The 15,043-nt window shown below is 71.8% G+C and carries 13 protein-coding genes; 6 read left to right on the top strand and 7 right to left on the bottom strand.

Annotated elements, in window-relative coordinates; translation table 11 throughout:
• Positions 1-12 precede the first annotated feature (12 nt).
• The 3 genes from QQ657_RS37760 to QQ657_RS37750 all read right to left on the bottom strand — a co-directional run bounded on the left by QQ657_RS37760 (position 13) and on the right by QQ657_RS37750 (position 2,147).
• Positions 13-777, bottom strand: coding sequence for a hypothetical protein (locus tag QQ657_RS37760; protein ID WP_284747128.1), 765 nt, complete (start codon positions 775-777; stop codon positions 13-15).
• The gene (locus QQ657_RS37755) at positions 774-1,361 is read right to left on the bottom strand and encodes a papain-like cysteine protease family protein (RefSeq protein WP_284747127.1); all 588 of its coding nucleotides are present in this window, start codon (positions 1,359-1,361) and stop codon (positions 774-776) included. The genes QQ657_RS37760 and QQ657_RS37755 overlap by 4 nt, the downstream gene beginning before the upstream one ends.
• Before the next feature lie 195 nt (positions 1,362-1,556).
• Entirely contained in the window at positions 1,557-2,147 is a 591-nt protein-coding gene (locus QQ657_RS37750) for a DUF6801 domain-containing protein (protein ID WP_284747126.1), read from the bottom strand.
• Between the two features lie 214 nt (positions 2,148-2,361).
• Between QQ657_RS37750 and QQ657_RS37745 the strand changes: the two genes are divergently transcribed.
• Positions 2,362-2,868, top strand: a complete 507-nt coding sequence (locus tag QQ657_RS37745) for a hypothetical protein (protein ID WP_284747125.1) — start codon at positions 2,362-2,364, stop codon at positions 2,866-2,868.
• A gap of 69 nt (positions 2,869-2,937) precedes the next feature.
• Here QQ657_RS37745 and QQ657_RS37740 read toward each other — a convergent pair whose 3' ends face one another.
• Positions 2,938-5,709, bottom strand: coding sequence for an AfsR/SARP family transcriptional regulator (locus QQ657_RS37740; RefSeq protein WP_284747124.1), 2,772 nt, complete (start codon positions 5,707-5,709; stop codon positions 2,938-2,940).
• A gap of 273 nt (positions 5,710-5,982) precedes the next feature.
• On the opposite strand from QQ657_RS37740, the gene QQ657_RS37735 reads away from it, so the two are divergent.
• The 4 genes from QQ657_RS37735 to QQ657_RS37720 all read left to right on the top strand — a co-directional run bounded on the left by QQ657_RS37735 (position 5,983) and on the right by QQ657_RS37720 (position 9,301).
• Positions 5,983-6,684 (top strand): S1 family peptidase, encoded by a 702-nt coding sequence (locus tag QQ657_RS37735; RefSeq protein ID WP_284747123.1) that lies wholly within the window; start codon positions 5,983-5,985, stop codon positions 6,682-6,684.
• A gap of 105 nt (positions 6,685-6,789) precedes the next feature.
• The gene (locus QQ657_RS37730) at positions 6,790-7,605 is read left to right on the top strand and encodes an SDR family oxidoreductase (protein ID WP_284747122.1); all 816 of its coding nucleotides are present in this window, start codon (positions 6,790-6,792) and stop codon (positions 7,603-7,605) included.
• A 43-nt stretch (positions 7,606-7,648) separates the two neighbouring features.
• Positions 7,649-8,218, top strand: coding sequence for a TetR/AcrR family transcriptional regulator (locus QQ657_RS37725; protein WP_284747121.1), 570 nt, complete (start codon positions 7,649-7,651; stop codon positions 8,216-8,218).
• Between the two features lie 72 nt (positions 8,219-8,290).
• Positions 8,291-9,301 carry a medium chain dehydrogenase/reductase family protein gene (locus QQ657_RS37720; protein WP_284747120.1) on the top strand — a complete coding sequence of 337 codons (1,011 nt, stop codon included), beginning with the start codon at positions 8,291-8,293 and terminating at the stop codon, positions 9,299-9,301.
• Between the two features lie 51 nt (positions 9,302-9,352).
• On the opposite strand, the gene argG is transcribed toward QQ657_RS37720, so the two are convergent.
• Complete coding sequence (argG, locus tag QQ657_RS37715; RefSeq protein WP_284747119.1) at positions 9,353-10,801, bottom strand: argininosuccinate synthase; 1,449 nt, start codon at positions 10,799-10,801, stop codon at positions 9,353-9,355.
• A gap of 90 nt (positions 10,802-10,891) precedes the next feature.
• Between argG and QQ657_RS37710 the strand changes: the two genes are divergently transcribed.
• Positions 10,892-11,767: an aminoglycoside phosphotransferase family protein gene (locus tag QQ657_RS37710; protein ID WP_284747118.1), complete on the top strand. Its 876-nt coding sequence runs from the start codon at positions 10,892-10,894 to the stop codon at positions 11,765-11,767.
• A 54-nt stretch (positions 11,768-11,821) separates the two neighbouring features.
• On the opposite strand, the gene glpD is transcribed toward QQ657_RS37710, so the two are convergent.
• Both glpD and glpK read right to left on the bottom strand, forming a co-directional pair.
• Positions 11,822-13,525, bottom strand: a complete 1,704-nt coding sequence (glpD, locus tag QQ657_RS37705; protein ID WP_284747117.1) for a glycerol-3-phosphate dehydrogenase — start codon at positions 13,523-13,525, stop codon at positions 11,822-11,824.
• Positions 13,525-15,042 (bottom strand): glycerol kinase GlpK, encoded by a 1,518-nt coding sequence (gene glpK / locus QQ657_RS37700; RefSeq protein WP_284747116.1) that lies wholly within the window; start codon positions 15,040-15,042, stop codon positions 13,525-13,527. Before glpK ends, glpD begins: the two co-directional genes overlap by 1 nt.
• Position 15,043: the final 1 nt, after the last annotated feature.

Here is a 15,043-nt window from a genome sequence, read left to right as displayed (position 1 = left end):
CCCCGGCCGTCCCTACCGCCGCCGCAGCCGCGGCATCACGACCCCGCCGGCCACCAGCACCAGGACACCGCCGAGCACGAACGGCAGCACCGGCACATCGCCGGGATCCGCGACCGGCACCGCGCGCTCACGGCCGCCGTAACCCCCGCCCGCGCCATCGCGGTCGTACGCCGAGCCTGGCAGCTTGTCCGCGTACCGCTCGTGCAGCGCCGCGCGGTAGTCGCGCACGCTCAGCGTCGTGCCCTCGGCCAGCCCAGTCACCGAGCCGGCCAGCACCGTGACCGCGTCTCCGTGCACCGCGTACCACGCGTTGACCTGCGGTTCGTGCAGGAGATAGCCACCGGCCGCGGCCTCGGCGTACTTCTTCTCGTAGTCACCCGACGCGACGTTCACGACAGTCCAAGCCGCGCCCTGACGCTCGGCCCAGACCGTCGCCGTCGTGCCGTCGCCGGTTCGGGCCGGCACCGCGACGTACGCGAGCGCGGCCGGGACGTCCGAGGTTCCGGCGACGAACGCCGCCGTCGGCTCGTAGACCGCTACCTGGGTGCTCGGGTCGGCGTTCGCCGCCGGTGCCGCCGCCGCGTGGGCGCCGGGGAACTTCGTCGTCGTGAGCCGGTCGAGGGTGGCCTGGCCGCCGGTGACCTGGCCGATCGCGGCGGTGTCGGCCGCCGTCGGGGTGCCGGCAGGCCCGGTCGCCGCGCCCGCGGTGCCGGCCGTGGTGAGCATCGCGGCGCCGGCCAGCACGGCCGCGCCCATCGCCTTCTTCAGCACGCTCATCCCTCGATCCCGTACAGCGTGTGCGTCCACTGGAACTGGTTGTTCGAGCGGTAGGTGTCGTAGTTCATCGAGTTGTACCGGCTGTTGTCCGGCCACGGGTCGCCGTATTCCACCCGCGTCGCACCACTCGAATTGTCGTACCCGTAGAGGACGTGCATGTGGCCACCGCCGGAACGCCAGCCGATGCGGGTGCCGATCGGCCGGCCCGCGTCGATCTGGTTCTTGATGGTGGCGAAGGAAAGGACCTGCCCGTTCGAGTTGTAGGAGCCGACATTCGCGAATCCCAGGGAACGGAACACCCGCTGCTGGTCGGACAGATATCCCTGGTTGTTCGCGCAGTCGCTGCCGGACTCGTTGTGCGCTATCTGGCAGAACCGCGTCTGGGAAAGCGAATATCCCCAGTAGTCGGCGATCGTGTTGCCGCTGGCGTCCCAGCACCACTGGTCCTTCTGCTGGGCCTGCATGGTGATGCCGAGATCGGTCCGCGCGGCGGCCGCGGCGGCGGGTGCCTGCAGCGCGACGACGGCCGCCGCCGCGGCCGAGACCGCCGCGAGTCCACGCAGGACTCCTGATGTGGTTTTCACGAAGTGGTCCTCCAGCCGGTGACGATTCGACGTGGTGGCACGGAATACTCCGCGCCCGGCCGGTGAATCGGTACCTACTAAGGGAGGATCACGTTGGGAGGGAACGGTTCCGGCGGATCCCGGCAGTTCCCGGGTGCCGGATTCCGGCATCCGCTCCGGCCCGCCGGGTGGATTCCGGCGGGCCGGTGCGGCGGGTCAGCCGACCGTCGTGGTGCCGAGGGTGGCGTCCTGGTCCGGCGGGTCCAGCGTCAGGTCGACGTCGAACTCGCCGAGGCCGCTGTCGGTGACGACGTGGGTGGTCGCCGCGGAGTCGACGCTGCTGGTCGCCTCGCCCGCCGGGGTGCCGGCCGGGATGGTGAAGTCGACCTGGCCCTGGGCGGTGAACTTCAGGCTGCCTTCGGCGGGGACCGGCGTCTCCGGGATCGGCAGGTCGATCGGGATGGCCACGGACTGGCCGCCGATCGCGACGTTCACCTTCGCCGCGATCGTGCCGGAGACCTTGGTGGCACCGACGAGCCGCAGGCCGTCACCGGCGGCCTGACCGGCGTCGACGTCGAGGCTGAACGGCACCGAGACCGGCGTGCCCGCCGTGGCGGTCGCGGGGATGTCCGCCTTGACCACCACGGTGACCTGCTGGTCGCCGATCAGGGGGAAGCCGCCCTTGAAGGTGAGCGATTTCTCGGCCGCCGCGGCCGGTCCCGCGGAAAGCAGGGCCACTGCGCCCGCGAGCAGCGTGGCCAGCCCCATTCCCAGGAACCGCTTTTTCCGCACGAGGGTTTCCGTCATCTCTGGGTCCTTTCGTCGTTGAACGGCTTTTCGGATGCTAGGCGGAAACTTCCCAACCAGCCAATACGCTTTTCCGTGGCCCAGAAATTTGTCACGTGGATTTGCGTCGTGGACATTGTTTTTTGTGAGGTGCGTGAGAGCGCGGGTGTAGTGGCCGTGTAGGGGCCGCGCGCAAGGTCGTCCCGGTCGCAACCTGTCCACTGAGGGAGACACCATGCGCAGCATCTACCCGGCGGCGGCGCTCTCGGCCGCCCTGCTCTTCGGCGGCGCGACCGTCGCCACGGCCGCCCCCGCGCCGGCCGACGTCTACGCGGAGGTGACGGCCGCCGACATCGCCGACCCGGGCGCGGTGATCGTCGACTCGGCCGCCGAACTGGCCGCCGCCCGGACCGCGACGCAGGCGATCGCGTGGTATTCGAGCCGCAACGGCAGCACGGCGTACCAGGGCTACTGCGAGAAGGCCGCGCGCCTGTCGTGGAACCGCACGACGCACCACGCGAGCGCGATCGAGCACTGGCGGTCCTCCGACGGCGCCCGCCACACGACGGGCACCCCGCCGAAGGGCGCGTTCGTGTTCTGGAACATCTCGGCGTACGGCCACGTGGGCATCGCGGACGGCAGCGGCGGCGTCTGGGCGACGAGCGTCAACGGCGCGATCGGCCACGCGAAGCAGAGCTACTTCGGCAGCTACCTGGGCTGGAAGCCGGGCAACAGCAACTGATCCCGGCCCGGCGGCCCGTGGTCTGCCGCAGCCGGTCGTGAGTGAGAAACAGTGTTCTAACCCTGTTTCTCACTCACGACGGGCCGCACCGCCGGTCGTAGCCGGGATCCGTCGCCGCTGCACCTGCTCCAGCAGCTCCAGCCCGGTCGTTTCCCCTTGCCGGTTCCCGGTTTCCCGGAACACCCGCAACGCGCGGTCGCACACCCCGCGTGCCTGGACCGGCTCGCCCGCCGCGAGCAACGTCTGCCCGATGCCCAGCAACGCATACGCGCTGCACCGCTCGTCGGTCAGCTCCTCGAGGATGCTCAACGCCAACCGCAAGCAGGTCAACGACTCCGGCAGCGCCCCCGTGTCCCGGTGGAGCGTGCCGAGCTCGGTGAGGACCTTCGCCTCGCGGTGCGGGTCGTCGATCTCCCGGGCCAGCTCACGCGCCTGGCGCAGCCAGGAACCCGCCTCCGCGAACGAACCCAGCGACGCGTACGTCGTCCCCAGGGAATTCCGCACTTGCGCGACGCCCCGGCGGTCGCCGGCTCGCTCCAGGCCGGCGAGGGCCCGGCGGTAGAAGCCGAGCGCTTCCTGCGGCCGGTCGCGGACCCGCGCCACCGTGCCGAGCCCCGCCACCGCGAGCGCTTCCCCGCGCACGTCGCCGAGCGAGGCGAACAGCGAGGCCGAACGCTCCATGTCCGTCACCGCCGCCGCGTATTCGTCGTGGTAGAGCCGGACCTGGCCGAGGCCCCGGTACAGGACCGCCGCGCCCGCGACGTTGCCCGCCGCCTCGACCGCCGCCAGCGCCGTGAGGTGGCTGCGGCGCCAGTCGTCGTACGTGCCGCGCAGGTCGTAGAACGGGACGGCCGTCGCGGTCAGCTGCCAGGCCAGCTCGTCCAGGCCGGCGTCCGCGGCCAGCTGGACCGCGGCCGCGAGCAGCTTGCGTTCCGCGGTGAACCAGCCCAGCGGGTCGGCGCCCGGCCCGGCCGTGGCGACCGGCTCGCCGACCGCCGGCCCGGTCATCGCGCCGAACGCCGGGGGCAGGCCCGCCGCGGCCGTCTTCGCCATGGCCAGCAACACCGTCAGCACCCGGGCGAGGGTCTCGCGCCGTGAAGACGACGGCTCGGCGGCCAGCAGTTCCGCCGCGTAGCACCGCAGCAGATCGTGCAGCCGGTACCGGGGATCGCCGCTGGAATCCCGTCCCGCCAACGCGACGAGGTTCGCGTCGACGAGCACGTCGAGCACCTCGTGCGCGCCGTCGCGGTCCAGCAGCGCGTCGACCACCCAGCTCGGGAAGTCCTGCGCGCCCAGCACCGCCGCGCGGCAGAACGCCGTCCGCGCGTCGGCCGGCAGCTGCCGGAGGCTCAGCTCAAAGCTCGGCCGGACGCCGAGGTCGCCGACGCGCAGTTCGCTCAGCCGGCCGGCTTCGTCGGCCAGCCGGTCGTGCAGCGTGCGCAGGCTCCAGGCCTGGCGTCCGGCCAGCCTCGCGCCGGCGATGCGGATCGCCAGCGGCAGGTACCCGCAGCAGCGGACGATCGCCGCCGCCTCGGCCGGTTCGCCGACCACCCGGTCGACGCCCGCGACCCCGGCCAGCAGCCGCGAAGCCTCGTGCTCGCCGAACACCGTCAGCTCGACGTGCTTCGCGCCCGCCAGCTCCGGCAGCCGCCCGCGGGTCGTCGCCAGCACCGCGCACCCGGCGTCCCCGGGCAGCAGCGGGCTGACCTGCGCGGCGGTCGCGGCGTCGTCGAGCACCAGCAGCACCCGCCGGCCGGCCAGCCGCGAACGGAACAACGCGGCCCGCTGGCCGAGGCCCGCGGGGACGGTGTTCCCGGTGACGCCCAAGGCGTGCAGGAAGTCGGCGAGCACCTCGGCCGGGTCGCGCGGCGTGCCGGTGCCGGCGAGGTCGACGTACAGCTGCCCGTCGGGGAACCGGTCCGCGACGCGGTGGGCGACGTGCATCGCCAGCGCCGTCTTGCCGGTCCCGGGTGCCCCGGTCAGGACGACCGGCGCCGGGCCCAGCGCGGTTTCCAGCTCCCGGACGTACTCCGCGCGGCCGGTGAAGTCGGGCAGGTCCGCGGGGAGCTGCCGCGGTGGCGGCGGGACCGCCGGCGGCGCCGCGACCGGTTCGCCCGCGAGGATCGCGGCCTGCACCGCCCTCAGCTCCGGCCCGGGTTCGACGCCCAGCTCCGTGACCAAGCGCTCCCGGGCGGTCGTGTACGCCTGCAGCGCTTCGGCTCGCCGGCCCGCGCCGGTGAGCGCGAGCAGGTACTGCTGCCAGAGGCGTTCCCGGTACGGGTGTTCGGCCAGCAGCACGGTGAGCTCGGCGATCGCCGGGTCGTGCCGCCCCAGCCGCACCTGCAGTGAAAGCCGTTCCTCGACGGCGGCCAGCCGGTTCTCGGCGAGCCGCCCGAGCTCGGCGTCCCAGGCGGGCGTGGCCGGCAGGTCCGCCAGTGGATCGCCGCGCCACAGCGACTCCGCCTCGGCGAGCAGCGTCAGCGCCGTCTCCGGTGCGGTGGCCCGCGCGGCGTCGGCGACGAGCCGGGTGAACCGGTGCGCGTCGACCGCGCCGGGTTCGACGACGAGCGAGTAGCCCGGCCCCTGCGTGCGCAGGACGGGCCCCTCCGGCAGCAGCCGGCGCAGCCGCCACACGTAGGTCTGCAGGTTGGCGGTCGCGGACGTCGGCGGGTCGCCCGGCCAGATCGTGTCGACCAGCTGCCCGGGCGGGACCGTCCGGTTCGCGTTGAGCAGCAGGTGGGCCAGCAGGACCCGCTGCTTCGCCCCGCCGAGCGGCACCGGCCTCCCGTCGACCGTCACGACCAGCGGTCCGAGCAGGTGGAACCGCACTTCAGGACCCATCGAGCACCCCGTTCCCGCGGCCGCCCCCAGGCGGAACCAAGCAGCGGGACTGTAGCCGGGCGAGGCCACGGACCGTGAGCGAATCGCACACATTCGAGACAGCGAGCCAGAACATGGCGCCCGATACGCCGGACAGCTCACGACGAAAGTCGCGTTTTGGATCAACCGACTATCGGCGGGTTCCGGAGATTCACCCACAGCAGTGACGGTAGGTGCGTCCTTCACTACACGTCACCGCGAGACCCCGGTCCGCGGCAGGAGGTTGATCCTAAAGTGCGTATCGCGCGAACCGGCGTAGTCGTCTCCGGTGTTTTGCTCTCGGCACTCGCGGCCGCGGCGCCGTCCGTGGCCGCCCAGCCGGCCATCATCGACGGCAGCAATGCCGACTCGCTCCACTCGGCGGCCCGGATGTTCGCCGGTGGCCAGGAGATCTGCTCGGCGACGATCATCGCGCCGGACTGGGTCCTCACCGCCCGCCACTGCACGCAGGGCGCCGACGGCAAGCCGATCAGCTTCCACGTCGGTGACCTGGACCAGACGAAGGGCACGACCGTCAACGCCACTTCCGTGCACGAGGCGCCGGACTCGGACATCGCGCTGGTGCAGATCGACCAGCAGGTGCAGACCGAGTACGCGCCGCTGGGCAGCGAGGGTGACGTGAAGGTGGGCGACCAGGCCGAGGTCTACGGCTGGGGCGCGACCTGCACCGACAAGCCCGAGATCGAGTGCCAGTCCCAGCTGCTGAAGGTCGCGAAGGTCAGCGTCACCTCGATCGACTGCCCGGACGGCGCGGCCGGCGTCTCGGTGTGCGCGAACCGCGGCGACGGCATCACCGCGGGCGGCGACTCCGGTGGCCCGATGTACGCGAACGGCAAGCAGGTCGGCGTCGCTTCGACGAGCGACCGCCAGTCGTACACGGCCTACATCAACATCACGAAGTACCGCGACTGGATCTCCCAGACCGCGGGCGTCTGAGCCCCTCCCGCCGCGCCCGTCGCGTCCACTGTGGACACGGCGGGCGCGGTCGCGTGACACGGCACCGGCCGCGCCGGCACTGGCGGGGTCGATAAGGTCCACTGCGTGGCGAATCGTGAGATCAGCGTCGGATCCGGTCCGTCGCTGGAGGGCCGGGTCGCCGTGGTGACCGGTGTCAGCCGCCGAGCGGGGATCGGTTTCGCGGTGGCCGGGGAACTGCTGGCAGCGGGCGCCTCGGTGCTCGCGCATTCGTGGTCCCCGCACGACGCGGAACAGCCATGGGGCACCGATCCTGTCGGCGATGCCGGGATTGCGGAGCTGCTCGGCGGCGAGGGTCACCGGCTGCGGCACGTCGCCGCCGACTTCGCCGAACCGCAGGCACCCGGGCTGGTGGTGGGCGCCGCGGTCGAGGCGTTCGGCACGGTCGACGTGGTGGTCGCCAACCACGCTCGAAGCTCGAACCAAAGCCTCACCGAAGTCACCGCCGCCGAGCTGGACCTGACCTGGGCCGTGAACGCCCGCGCGAGCGTGCTGCTGGCCCAGGCGTTCGCCGCCGCTCACGACGACGAGCGCCCCGGCGGGCGAATCATCTTGTTCACCTCCGGGCAGCACCTGGCGCCGATGAGCCAGGAGCTGCCGTATGCGATCAGCAAGGGCGCGATCCACCAGATGACGCTCAGCCTGTCCGACGCGCTGGTCGATCGAGGGATCACGGTCAACACGCTCAACCCCGGGCCGGTCGACACCGGCTGGGCGGACCCGGACCTCACCGAACGCGTCGGGCGCGCCCTGCCCGCGGGACGGTGGGGCAGCCCGGCCGAAGTGGCCCGTCTCGTCCGGTGGCTGGCATCCGATGACAGCCAGTGGATCACCGGTCAGGTCATCAACGCCGAGGGCGGATTCCGCCGCTGGGTCATGTGACCGCGCTTGCTTCGCCAACAAGAGTGAGTGTACAGTCACTCACATGACGAAACGCGGTGCCACGCTCTCCACCTCCGACGCCCGGCGGGACGTCGTCGTCGACGCCGCCATCGCCGAGTTCGCCAAGAGCGGGTACCACAGCACGCCGATCAGTGCCGTGGCCGCGAAGGCCGACATCTCCCCCGCCTACGTCTTCAAGTTGTTCCCCGGCAAGGTCTCCCTCTTCGTCGCCGCGCTCGACCGGTGCTACGAGCTCGTCGCGCACGCGCTGTCGAACGGGGCCGCCCGCGCCGACGGCGAAGGCCCCGACAAGATCCTCTACGCGATGGGCGGCGCGTACGCCGAGCTCATCGCCGACCGGAGCCTGCTCATGCTGCAGGTGCACGCCCAGTCGGCCGCCGACACCCCCGAGATCGCCGACGCCCTGCGGCGCGGCCTGGCGAAAGTCACCGAACTTGCCCTCGAGCGCTCCGGCGCCGGCGGCGAGCAGGTCCAGCGCTTCATCGCCTACGGGCAGCTCTGCCACCTCATCGCCACCCTCGACCTCGACGAGCGCACCGGCAGCTGGGCCGCCGTGCTCGCCGCCGGCATCCGCCACCCCGGCAAAAATTGACCCTGAGCAGCAAGTCCTTTGCACGCCCATCGAGTGATTGACCAGTCACTCACATCTCGGAAGGAAAGCACCATGACCACCACCACCGAAATCGTCCTCCCCGGCCTCGTCGAGCCGGACGGCCTGCGCGTAGAGCACCGCGAGCTGCCGCGCCCCGGCGCCGGCGAAGCCCTCGTTCGCGTCGAGGCAAGCGGGATCTCCTTCGCCGAGCAGCAGATGCGCCGCGGGAAGTACTACGACCAGCCGCCTTTCCCGTTCGTGCCCGGGTACGACGTCGTCGGCACGGTCCTCGAAGCCGCGGACCCGGCGCTGGTCGGGCAGCGCGTGGCCGCCATGACCAAGATCGGCGGCTGGAGCAGCCACCTCGTCGTCCCCGCCGCCGACCTGGTCCCGGTGCCGGCCGGGCTGGACGCCGCCGAGGCCGAGACGTTCGTGGTCAACGGCATCACGGCCTACCAGATGCTGCACCGGATCGCGAAGGTCAAGGCCGGCGGCACGATCCTCGTCCACGGCGCGAGCGGCGGCGTCGGCACCACGCTCGTCCAGCTCGCCCGGGCGGCCGGGATCGAGGTGATCGGGACCGCCTCGGCCCGCAACCTCGACGTCGTCACCGCGCTCGGCGCCACCGCGCTCGACTACCGCGGCGACGTCCCGGCCCAGGTCCGCAAGCTGGCGCCGGGCGGGGTCGACGCCGTCTTCGACCACGTCGGCGGCCCCGGCATCGTCGACTCGTTCCGGCTGCTGGCCCCCGGCGGGACGCTGGTCGCCTACGGCAGCGCGTCCACGAAGGACACCGGGGGCAACCCGAAGCCGGCCGTGCTGAAGCTGGTCGCCCGGCTGCTGTGGTGGCAGGCGCTGCCGAACCGGCGCCGGACGCACTTCTACAACGTCTGGGGCGGCAAGCGGAACCTCGCCCGGTTCCGCGCGCGCCTGGCCGAGGACCTGACGGCCGTCTTCGACCTGGCGGCGAAGGGACAGCTCAAGGCGCAGGTGGCGGCGCGGATCCCGCTGGCCGAAGCCGCGAAAGCCCTGACGCTGGCCGAATCCGGCACTGTCACCGGCAAGGTCGTGCTCGTCCCCTGAACACACCGAAGGCCACCACGGTGAGCGTGGTGGCCTTCGGGAAACGCGAAATCAGTCCGTGCCGAACTCCATCGCGGCGCTGTCGAGCAGCTCGTCGTCGTCGGTCTTGCCGCGGGAGGCGATCACCTGGGCGCCGCCCTCGGGCATCGCGCCGATCAGGCCGGTCGAGGCCGCCTGGGCGGCGCCGATCAGCTTCGGGTGCGAGTTCCCGCCGACCATGCCGAGGCTCGCGTACTGCTCGAGCTTGGCCCGCGAGTCCGCGATGTCGAGGTTCCGCATGGTCAGCTGGCCGATCCGGTCGACCGGGCCGAACGCCGAGTCCTCGGTCCGCTCCATCGACAGCTTGTCCGGGTGGTAGCTGAACGCGGGGCCGGTGGTGTCCAAAATGGAGTAGTCCTCGCCGCGGCGCAGCCGCAGCGTGACCTCGCCGGTGATCGCGGTGCCGACCCAGCGCTGCAGCGACTCGCGCAGCATCATCGCCTGCGGGTCCAGCCAGCGGCCTTCGTACATCAGGCGGCCGAGCTGGCGCCCGTGGTTGTGGTAGCTGGCGAGGGTGTCCTCGTTGTGGACGGCGTTGACGAGCCGCTCGTAGGCCGCGTGCAGCAGCGCCATGCCCGGCGCCTCGTAGATGCCGCGGCTCTTGGCCTCGATGATCCGGTTCTCGATCTGGTCGGACATGCCCAGGCCGTGGCGGCCGCCGATGGCGTTGGCCTCCAGCACCAGGTCCACGGCGGAGGCGAACTCCTTGCCGTTGATCGTCACCGGCCGGCCCTGCTCGAACCCGACGGTCACGTCCTCGGCGGCGATCTCGACCTCGGGGTCCCAGAACGCCACGCCCATGATGGGCTTGACGATCTCGATGCCGGTGTCCAGGTGCTCCAGCGACTTCGCCTCGTGCGTCGCGCCCCAGATGTTGGCGTCGGTCGAGTAGGCCTTCTCGGTGCTGTCGCGGTAGGGCAGGTCGTGGGCCAGCAGCCACTCCGACATTTCCTTGCGGCCACCGAGCTCGGTGACGAAGTCCGCGTCGAGCCACGGCTTGTAGACGCGCAGGGAGGGGTTGGCCAGCAGGCCGTAGCGGTAGAACCGCTCGATGTCGTTGCCCTTGTAGGTGGAGCCGTCGCCCCAGATCTGGACGTCGTCCTCGAGCATGGCGCGCACCAGCAGCGTGCCGGTGACCGCGCGGCCGAGCGGGGTGGTGTTGAAGTAGCCGCGGCCGCCGGAGCGGATGTGGAACGCGCCGCAGGTCAGCGCCGCGAGCCCTTCTTCGACGAGGGCTTCCTTGCAGTCGACCAGCCGCGCGATCTCGGCGCCGTACTGCCCGGCCCGCCCGGGCACCGAGTCGATGTCGGGCTCGTCGTACTGGCCGATGTCGGCGGTGTAGGTGCAGGGGACCGCGCCTTTGTCGCGCATCCACGCGACCGCTACGGAAGTGTCGAGGCCACCGGAGAAGGCGATACCGACACGCTCGCCGACGGGCAGGGAAGTGAGCACCTTGGACATGCGAATGATTATGCACGGCCATGCATCGTCGTGCAATTCGGGGTGCCCGGAGTCACGAAACCGCGTTGACGTGCGTGGTTCGGTGATCACATGGGCCGGATGCACGCCGACGAGCACACCATCGACACCACGCTGGTCCGGCGGCTGGTGCGCGGGCAGTTCCCGCGGTGGGCGGACCTGCCGGTCACTCCCCTGGCCTCCGGCGGCACGGTCAACGCGGTGTACCGGCTGGGTGACGACCTGACGGTCCGGCTTCCCCTGACCGCGGGCGGCGCCGGCGATGTGGCGAAGGAACAGCGCATCCTGAGCGCGCTCCCCGGGCTGCCGGTGGCGGTCCCCTCCGTCGAGGCGGTCGGCGAACCCGCGGAGGGCTATCCGTGGCCGTGGGCCGTGCACGGCTGGCTCGACGGCGAACCGGCGGTCGAAGGCCGGACCGCACCAGCTCGCGATCTGGCCGAGTTCGTCCGCGCGCTCCGGACGCACCCGGCGGACGGTCCCCCGGCCTACCGCGGCAAGCCGCTGTCCGCGGTGGACGCGGGTGCCCGCCGGGCGATCGACGAGCTGAGCCGCACCGACGAGCCGTTCGACGCCGTCGCCGCCCTGGCCGTGTGGACCGAGTCGCTCGCCGCTCCACAGTGGACCGGACCGCCGTGCTGGGTCCACTCGGACCTCATGCCGAGCAACCTCCTCCTGCGCGACGGCCGCCTGGCCGCGGTCCTCGACTGGGCCACGGCGGGCCTGGGAGATCCGGCGTGCGACCTGATCCCGGCGTGGAACCTGCTGACGGCGGCTACGCGCCCGGCCTTCCGCGACGCGGTCGGCGCCGACGACGCGACCTGGGCCCGCGGCCGCGGCTGGGCGCTGGCGATGGCCGTGATCCAGCTGCCGTACTACCGCCACACGAACCCGGTCATCTCGGCCAACGCCCGCTACGTCCTCGCCGAACTCGGCTGCCGAACGCCATGAAGGGCACCCTCATGGCTTTTACGACCATGAGGGTGCCCTTCATGGCACTTCCGCTCAGCCGGGCAGCAGAGCCGGGGCCGCGAGGCGGGTGGCGTTGGCGGCCTCGTCGTCCGGGGCCTCCTGCGCCGACCGCTCCGCTTCGACCCGGGCGAGGTAGTTCGCCACCTCTCGCTCGACCCGGTGCGAATCCCAGCCCAGCAGCGGGGCGATCAGCCCGGCGACCACCGGGGCCGCCACCACGCCGCGGTCGCGTTCCTCGATCGAGATGCGCGTCCGCCGGGTCAGGACGTCCTCGAGGTGCAACGCGCCCTCGTGCGAAACCGCGTAAACCGCTTCCACGCGAAGGTATTCCGAGGTGTCCGTGATCGGCGAACCCAGCGCGGGCTGGTCCTCGATCAGCGAAACGAGGTTCCAGATCCGCGTGCCGTAGCGCTGCAGCAGGTGCTCGACGCGCGGCAGCGGCAGCCCTGTCTTCGAAGCGACCGAAACGCGCTCGGCCCACAGCTCGTGGTACCCCTCGGCGCCCACGATCGGCAGCCGGTCGGTCCACGACGGCGGGGCCGGGCGGCCCAGCTCCTCGACCACGACGTCGACCGCGTCCGCGGCCATCACCCGGTACGTCGTGTACTTGCCGCCGGCCACGATCACCAGGCCCGGCACCGGGTGCGCCACCGCGTGCTCCCGCGACAGCTTCGTCGTCGCGGCCGCCTTCGCCGCGAGCAGCGGACGCAGCCCCGCGTAGACGCCCTCGATGTCGTCGTGCGTCACCGGTGTCCGGAGCACGGCGTTGAGGTGCTCAAGCACGTAGTCGACGTCCGCGCGGCTCGCCGCCGGGTGCTCGCGGTCGAGGTCCCACTCCGTGTCGGTGGTGCCGACGAGCCAGTGCTTGCCCCACGGGATGACGAACAGCACGCTCTTCTCGGTGCGCAGGATCAGCCCGGTGTCGAGGTCGATCTTCTCCCGCGGCACCACCAGGTGGATGCCCTTCGACGCGCGCACGGTGAACGGCGCGGGGATCCCGGCCGCCTCCGCCATGTCGTCACTCCACACGCCCGTCGCCGCGACCACGGTGCGAGCCCGGACCTCGATCTCGGCGCCGCTCTCGCGGTCCACGACCTTCGCCCCGACGACGCGCTCGCCGTCGCGAAGCAGCGACGTCACGCGAGCCCGCGTCAGCACCGAAGCGCCCTGCTCGGCGGCCGTCCGCGCGATCGTCATCGTGTGGCGGGCGTCGTCGACCTGGGCGTCGTAGTACTGGATCGCGCCGATCAGCGCGTCGTCGGCCAGGCCGGGCGCCACCTTGGCGGCCCCGCGCTTGGACAGGTGCCGGTGCCGCGGCAGTGCCCGGGCCCCGCCGAGCGTGTCGTACAGCGTGACGCCGGCGCCGATGTAGCCGCGCTCCCACACCCGGTGCTTCAGCGGCACCAGGAACTTCACCGGCCGCACCAGGTGCGGGGCCAGCGTCTGCAGCAGCAGCCCGCGTTCCTTGAGCGCTTCGCGCACCAGCTTGAAGTCCAGCTGCTCCAGGTAGCGCAGGCCGCCGTGGATCAGCTTGGACGACCGGCTGGACGTGCCGGCGGCGAAGTCGCGAGCCTCGACCAGCGCGACGGACAACCCGCGCGACGCAGCGTCGAGCGCGACGCCGGCGCCGGTCACTCCCCCGCCGACGACCAGGACGTCGATCTCCTCACGAGCCAGTTTCCGCAGCGCGTCCGCACGGTACTGCGGGGAAAGTGCTGTCACGGTGTTCCTCCTCATCACTCCACGTCCACCCAGTCGAGCGTCCGGCCGACGGCCTTCTGCCAGCCCGCGTAGCCCTCGGCGCGCTGGTCTTCCGTCCACGACGGCTGCCAGCGCTTGTCCTCGTTCCAGTTCCGCTCGAGCTCGTCGGTCGACCGCCAGAAGCCGACGGCCAGCCCGGCCGCGTAGGCGGCGCCGAGCGCGGTGGTCTCGGCGACGACCGGCTTAGACACCGGGACGCCGAGGATGTCCGCCTGCAGCTGCATGCACAGCTCGTTGGCGGTGACGCCGCCGTCCACCCGCAGCACGTCGAGAGTGACGCCCGAGTCGTTCTGCATGGCCTCGACGACGTCCCGGGTCTGGTAGCAGATCGCCTCCAGGGTCGCCCGCGCGAGATGAGCGTTGGTCGTGGCGCGGGTGAGCCCGACGATCGCGCCGCGGGCGTCCGAACGCCAGTACGGCGCGAACAGGCCGGAGAACGCCGGGACGAAGTAGATGCCGCCGTTGTCCTCGACCTGGCGGGCCAGGCTTTCGCTCTGCGACGCGCCGCTGATGATGCCGAGCTGGTCGCGCAGCCACTGCACGGCCGACCCGGTGACGGCGATCGACCCTTCCAGCGCGTAGACGGGCTTCTCGTCGCCGAACTGGTAGCACAGCGTCGTGAGCAGGCCGTGCTTCGAGCGGACCAGCTCGTGGCCGGTGTTGAGCAGCAGGAAGTTGCCGGTGCCGTAGGTGTTCTTGGCCTCGCCGGGCCGGAAGCAGACCTGCCCGACGGTCGCCGCCTGCTGGTCGCCGAGGACGCCGGTGATCGGCACCTCGCCGCCGAGCGGGCCGTCCGCGCGGGTGGTGCCGAAGAAGCCGGGGTCCGACGACGGCCGGATCTTCGGCAGCATCTGCCGCGGGACGCCGAAGAACGACAGCAGCTCGTCGTCCCAGTCGAGGGTTTCGAGGTCCATCAGCATGGTGCGCGACGCGTTGGTCGGGTCGGTGACGTGGACGCCGCCGTCCGGGCCGCCGGTGAGGTTCCAGATCAGCCACGAGTCGGTGGTGCCGAAGAGGGCGTCGCCCTTTTCGGCGTCCTCGCGCACGCCGTCGACGTTTTCGAGGATCCACTGCAGCTTGCCGCCGGAGAAGTACGTCGCGGGCGGGAGGCCGGCCTTGCGGCGGATGACGTCGCCCTTGCCCTCGCGCTCCAGCGCGGAGGCGATCCGGTCGGTGCGCGTGTCCTGCCAGACGATCGCGTTGTGGTACGGGCGGCCGGTGCGGCGGTTCCACACGACGGTGGTCTCGCGCTGGTTGGTGATGCCGAGCGCGGCGAGGTCACCCGCGGTCAGGTTGGACTTGGTGAGCGCGGTGGCGATGACCGAGCGGGTGCGTTCCCAGATCTCGGTGGCGTCGTGCTCGACCCAGCCGGGCTTGGGCAGGATCTGCTCGTGCTCGAGCTGGTGGCGGGCGATCTCGTTGCCGCCGTGGTCGAAGATCATGAAGCGGGTGCTGGTGGTGCCCTGGTCGACGGCACCGACGAAGTCCGGCATG

Source organism: Amycolatopsis ponsaeliensis, assembly GCF_030182635.1.
GTDB classification, from domain to species: domain Bacteria; phylum Actinomycetota; class Actinomycetes; order Mycobacteriales; family Pseudonocardiaceae; genus Amycolatopsis; species Amycolatopsis ponsaeliensis.
The sequence above is the reverse complement of the archived record's forward strand: the minus strand, read 5'-3'. Positions and strand labels throughout refer to the sequence as shown.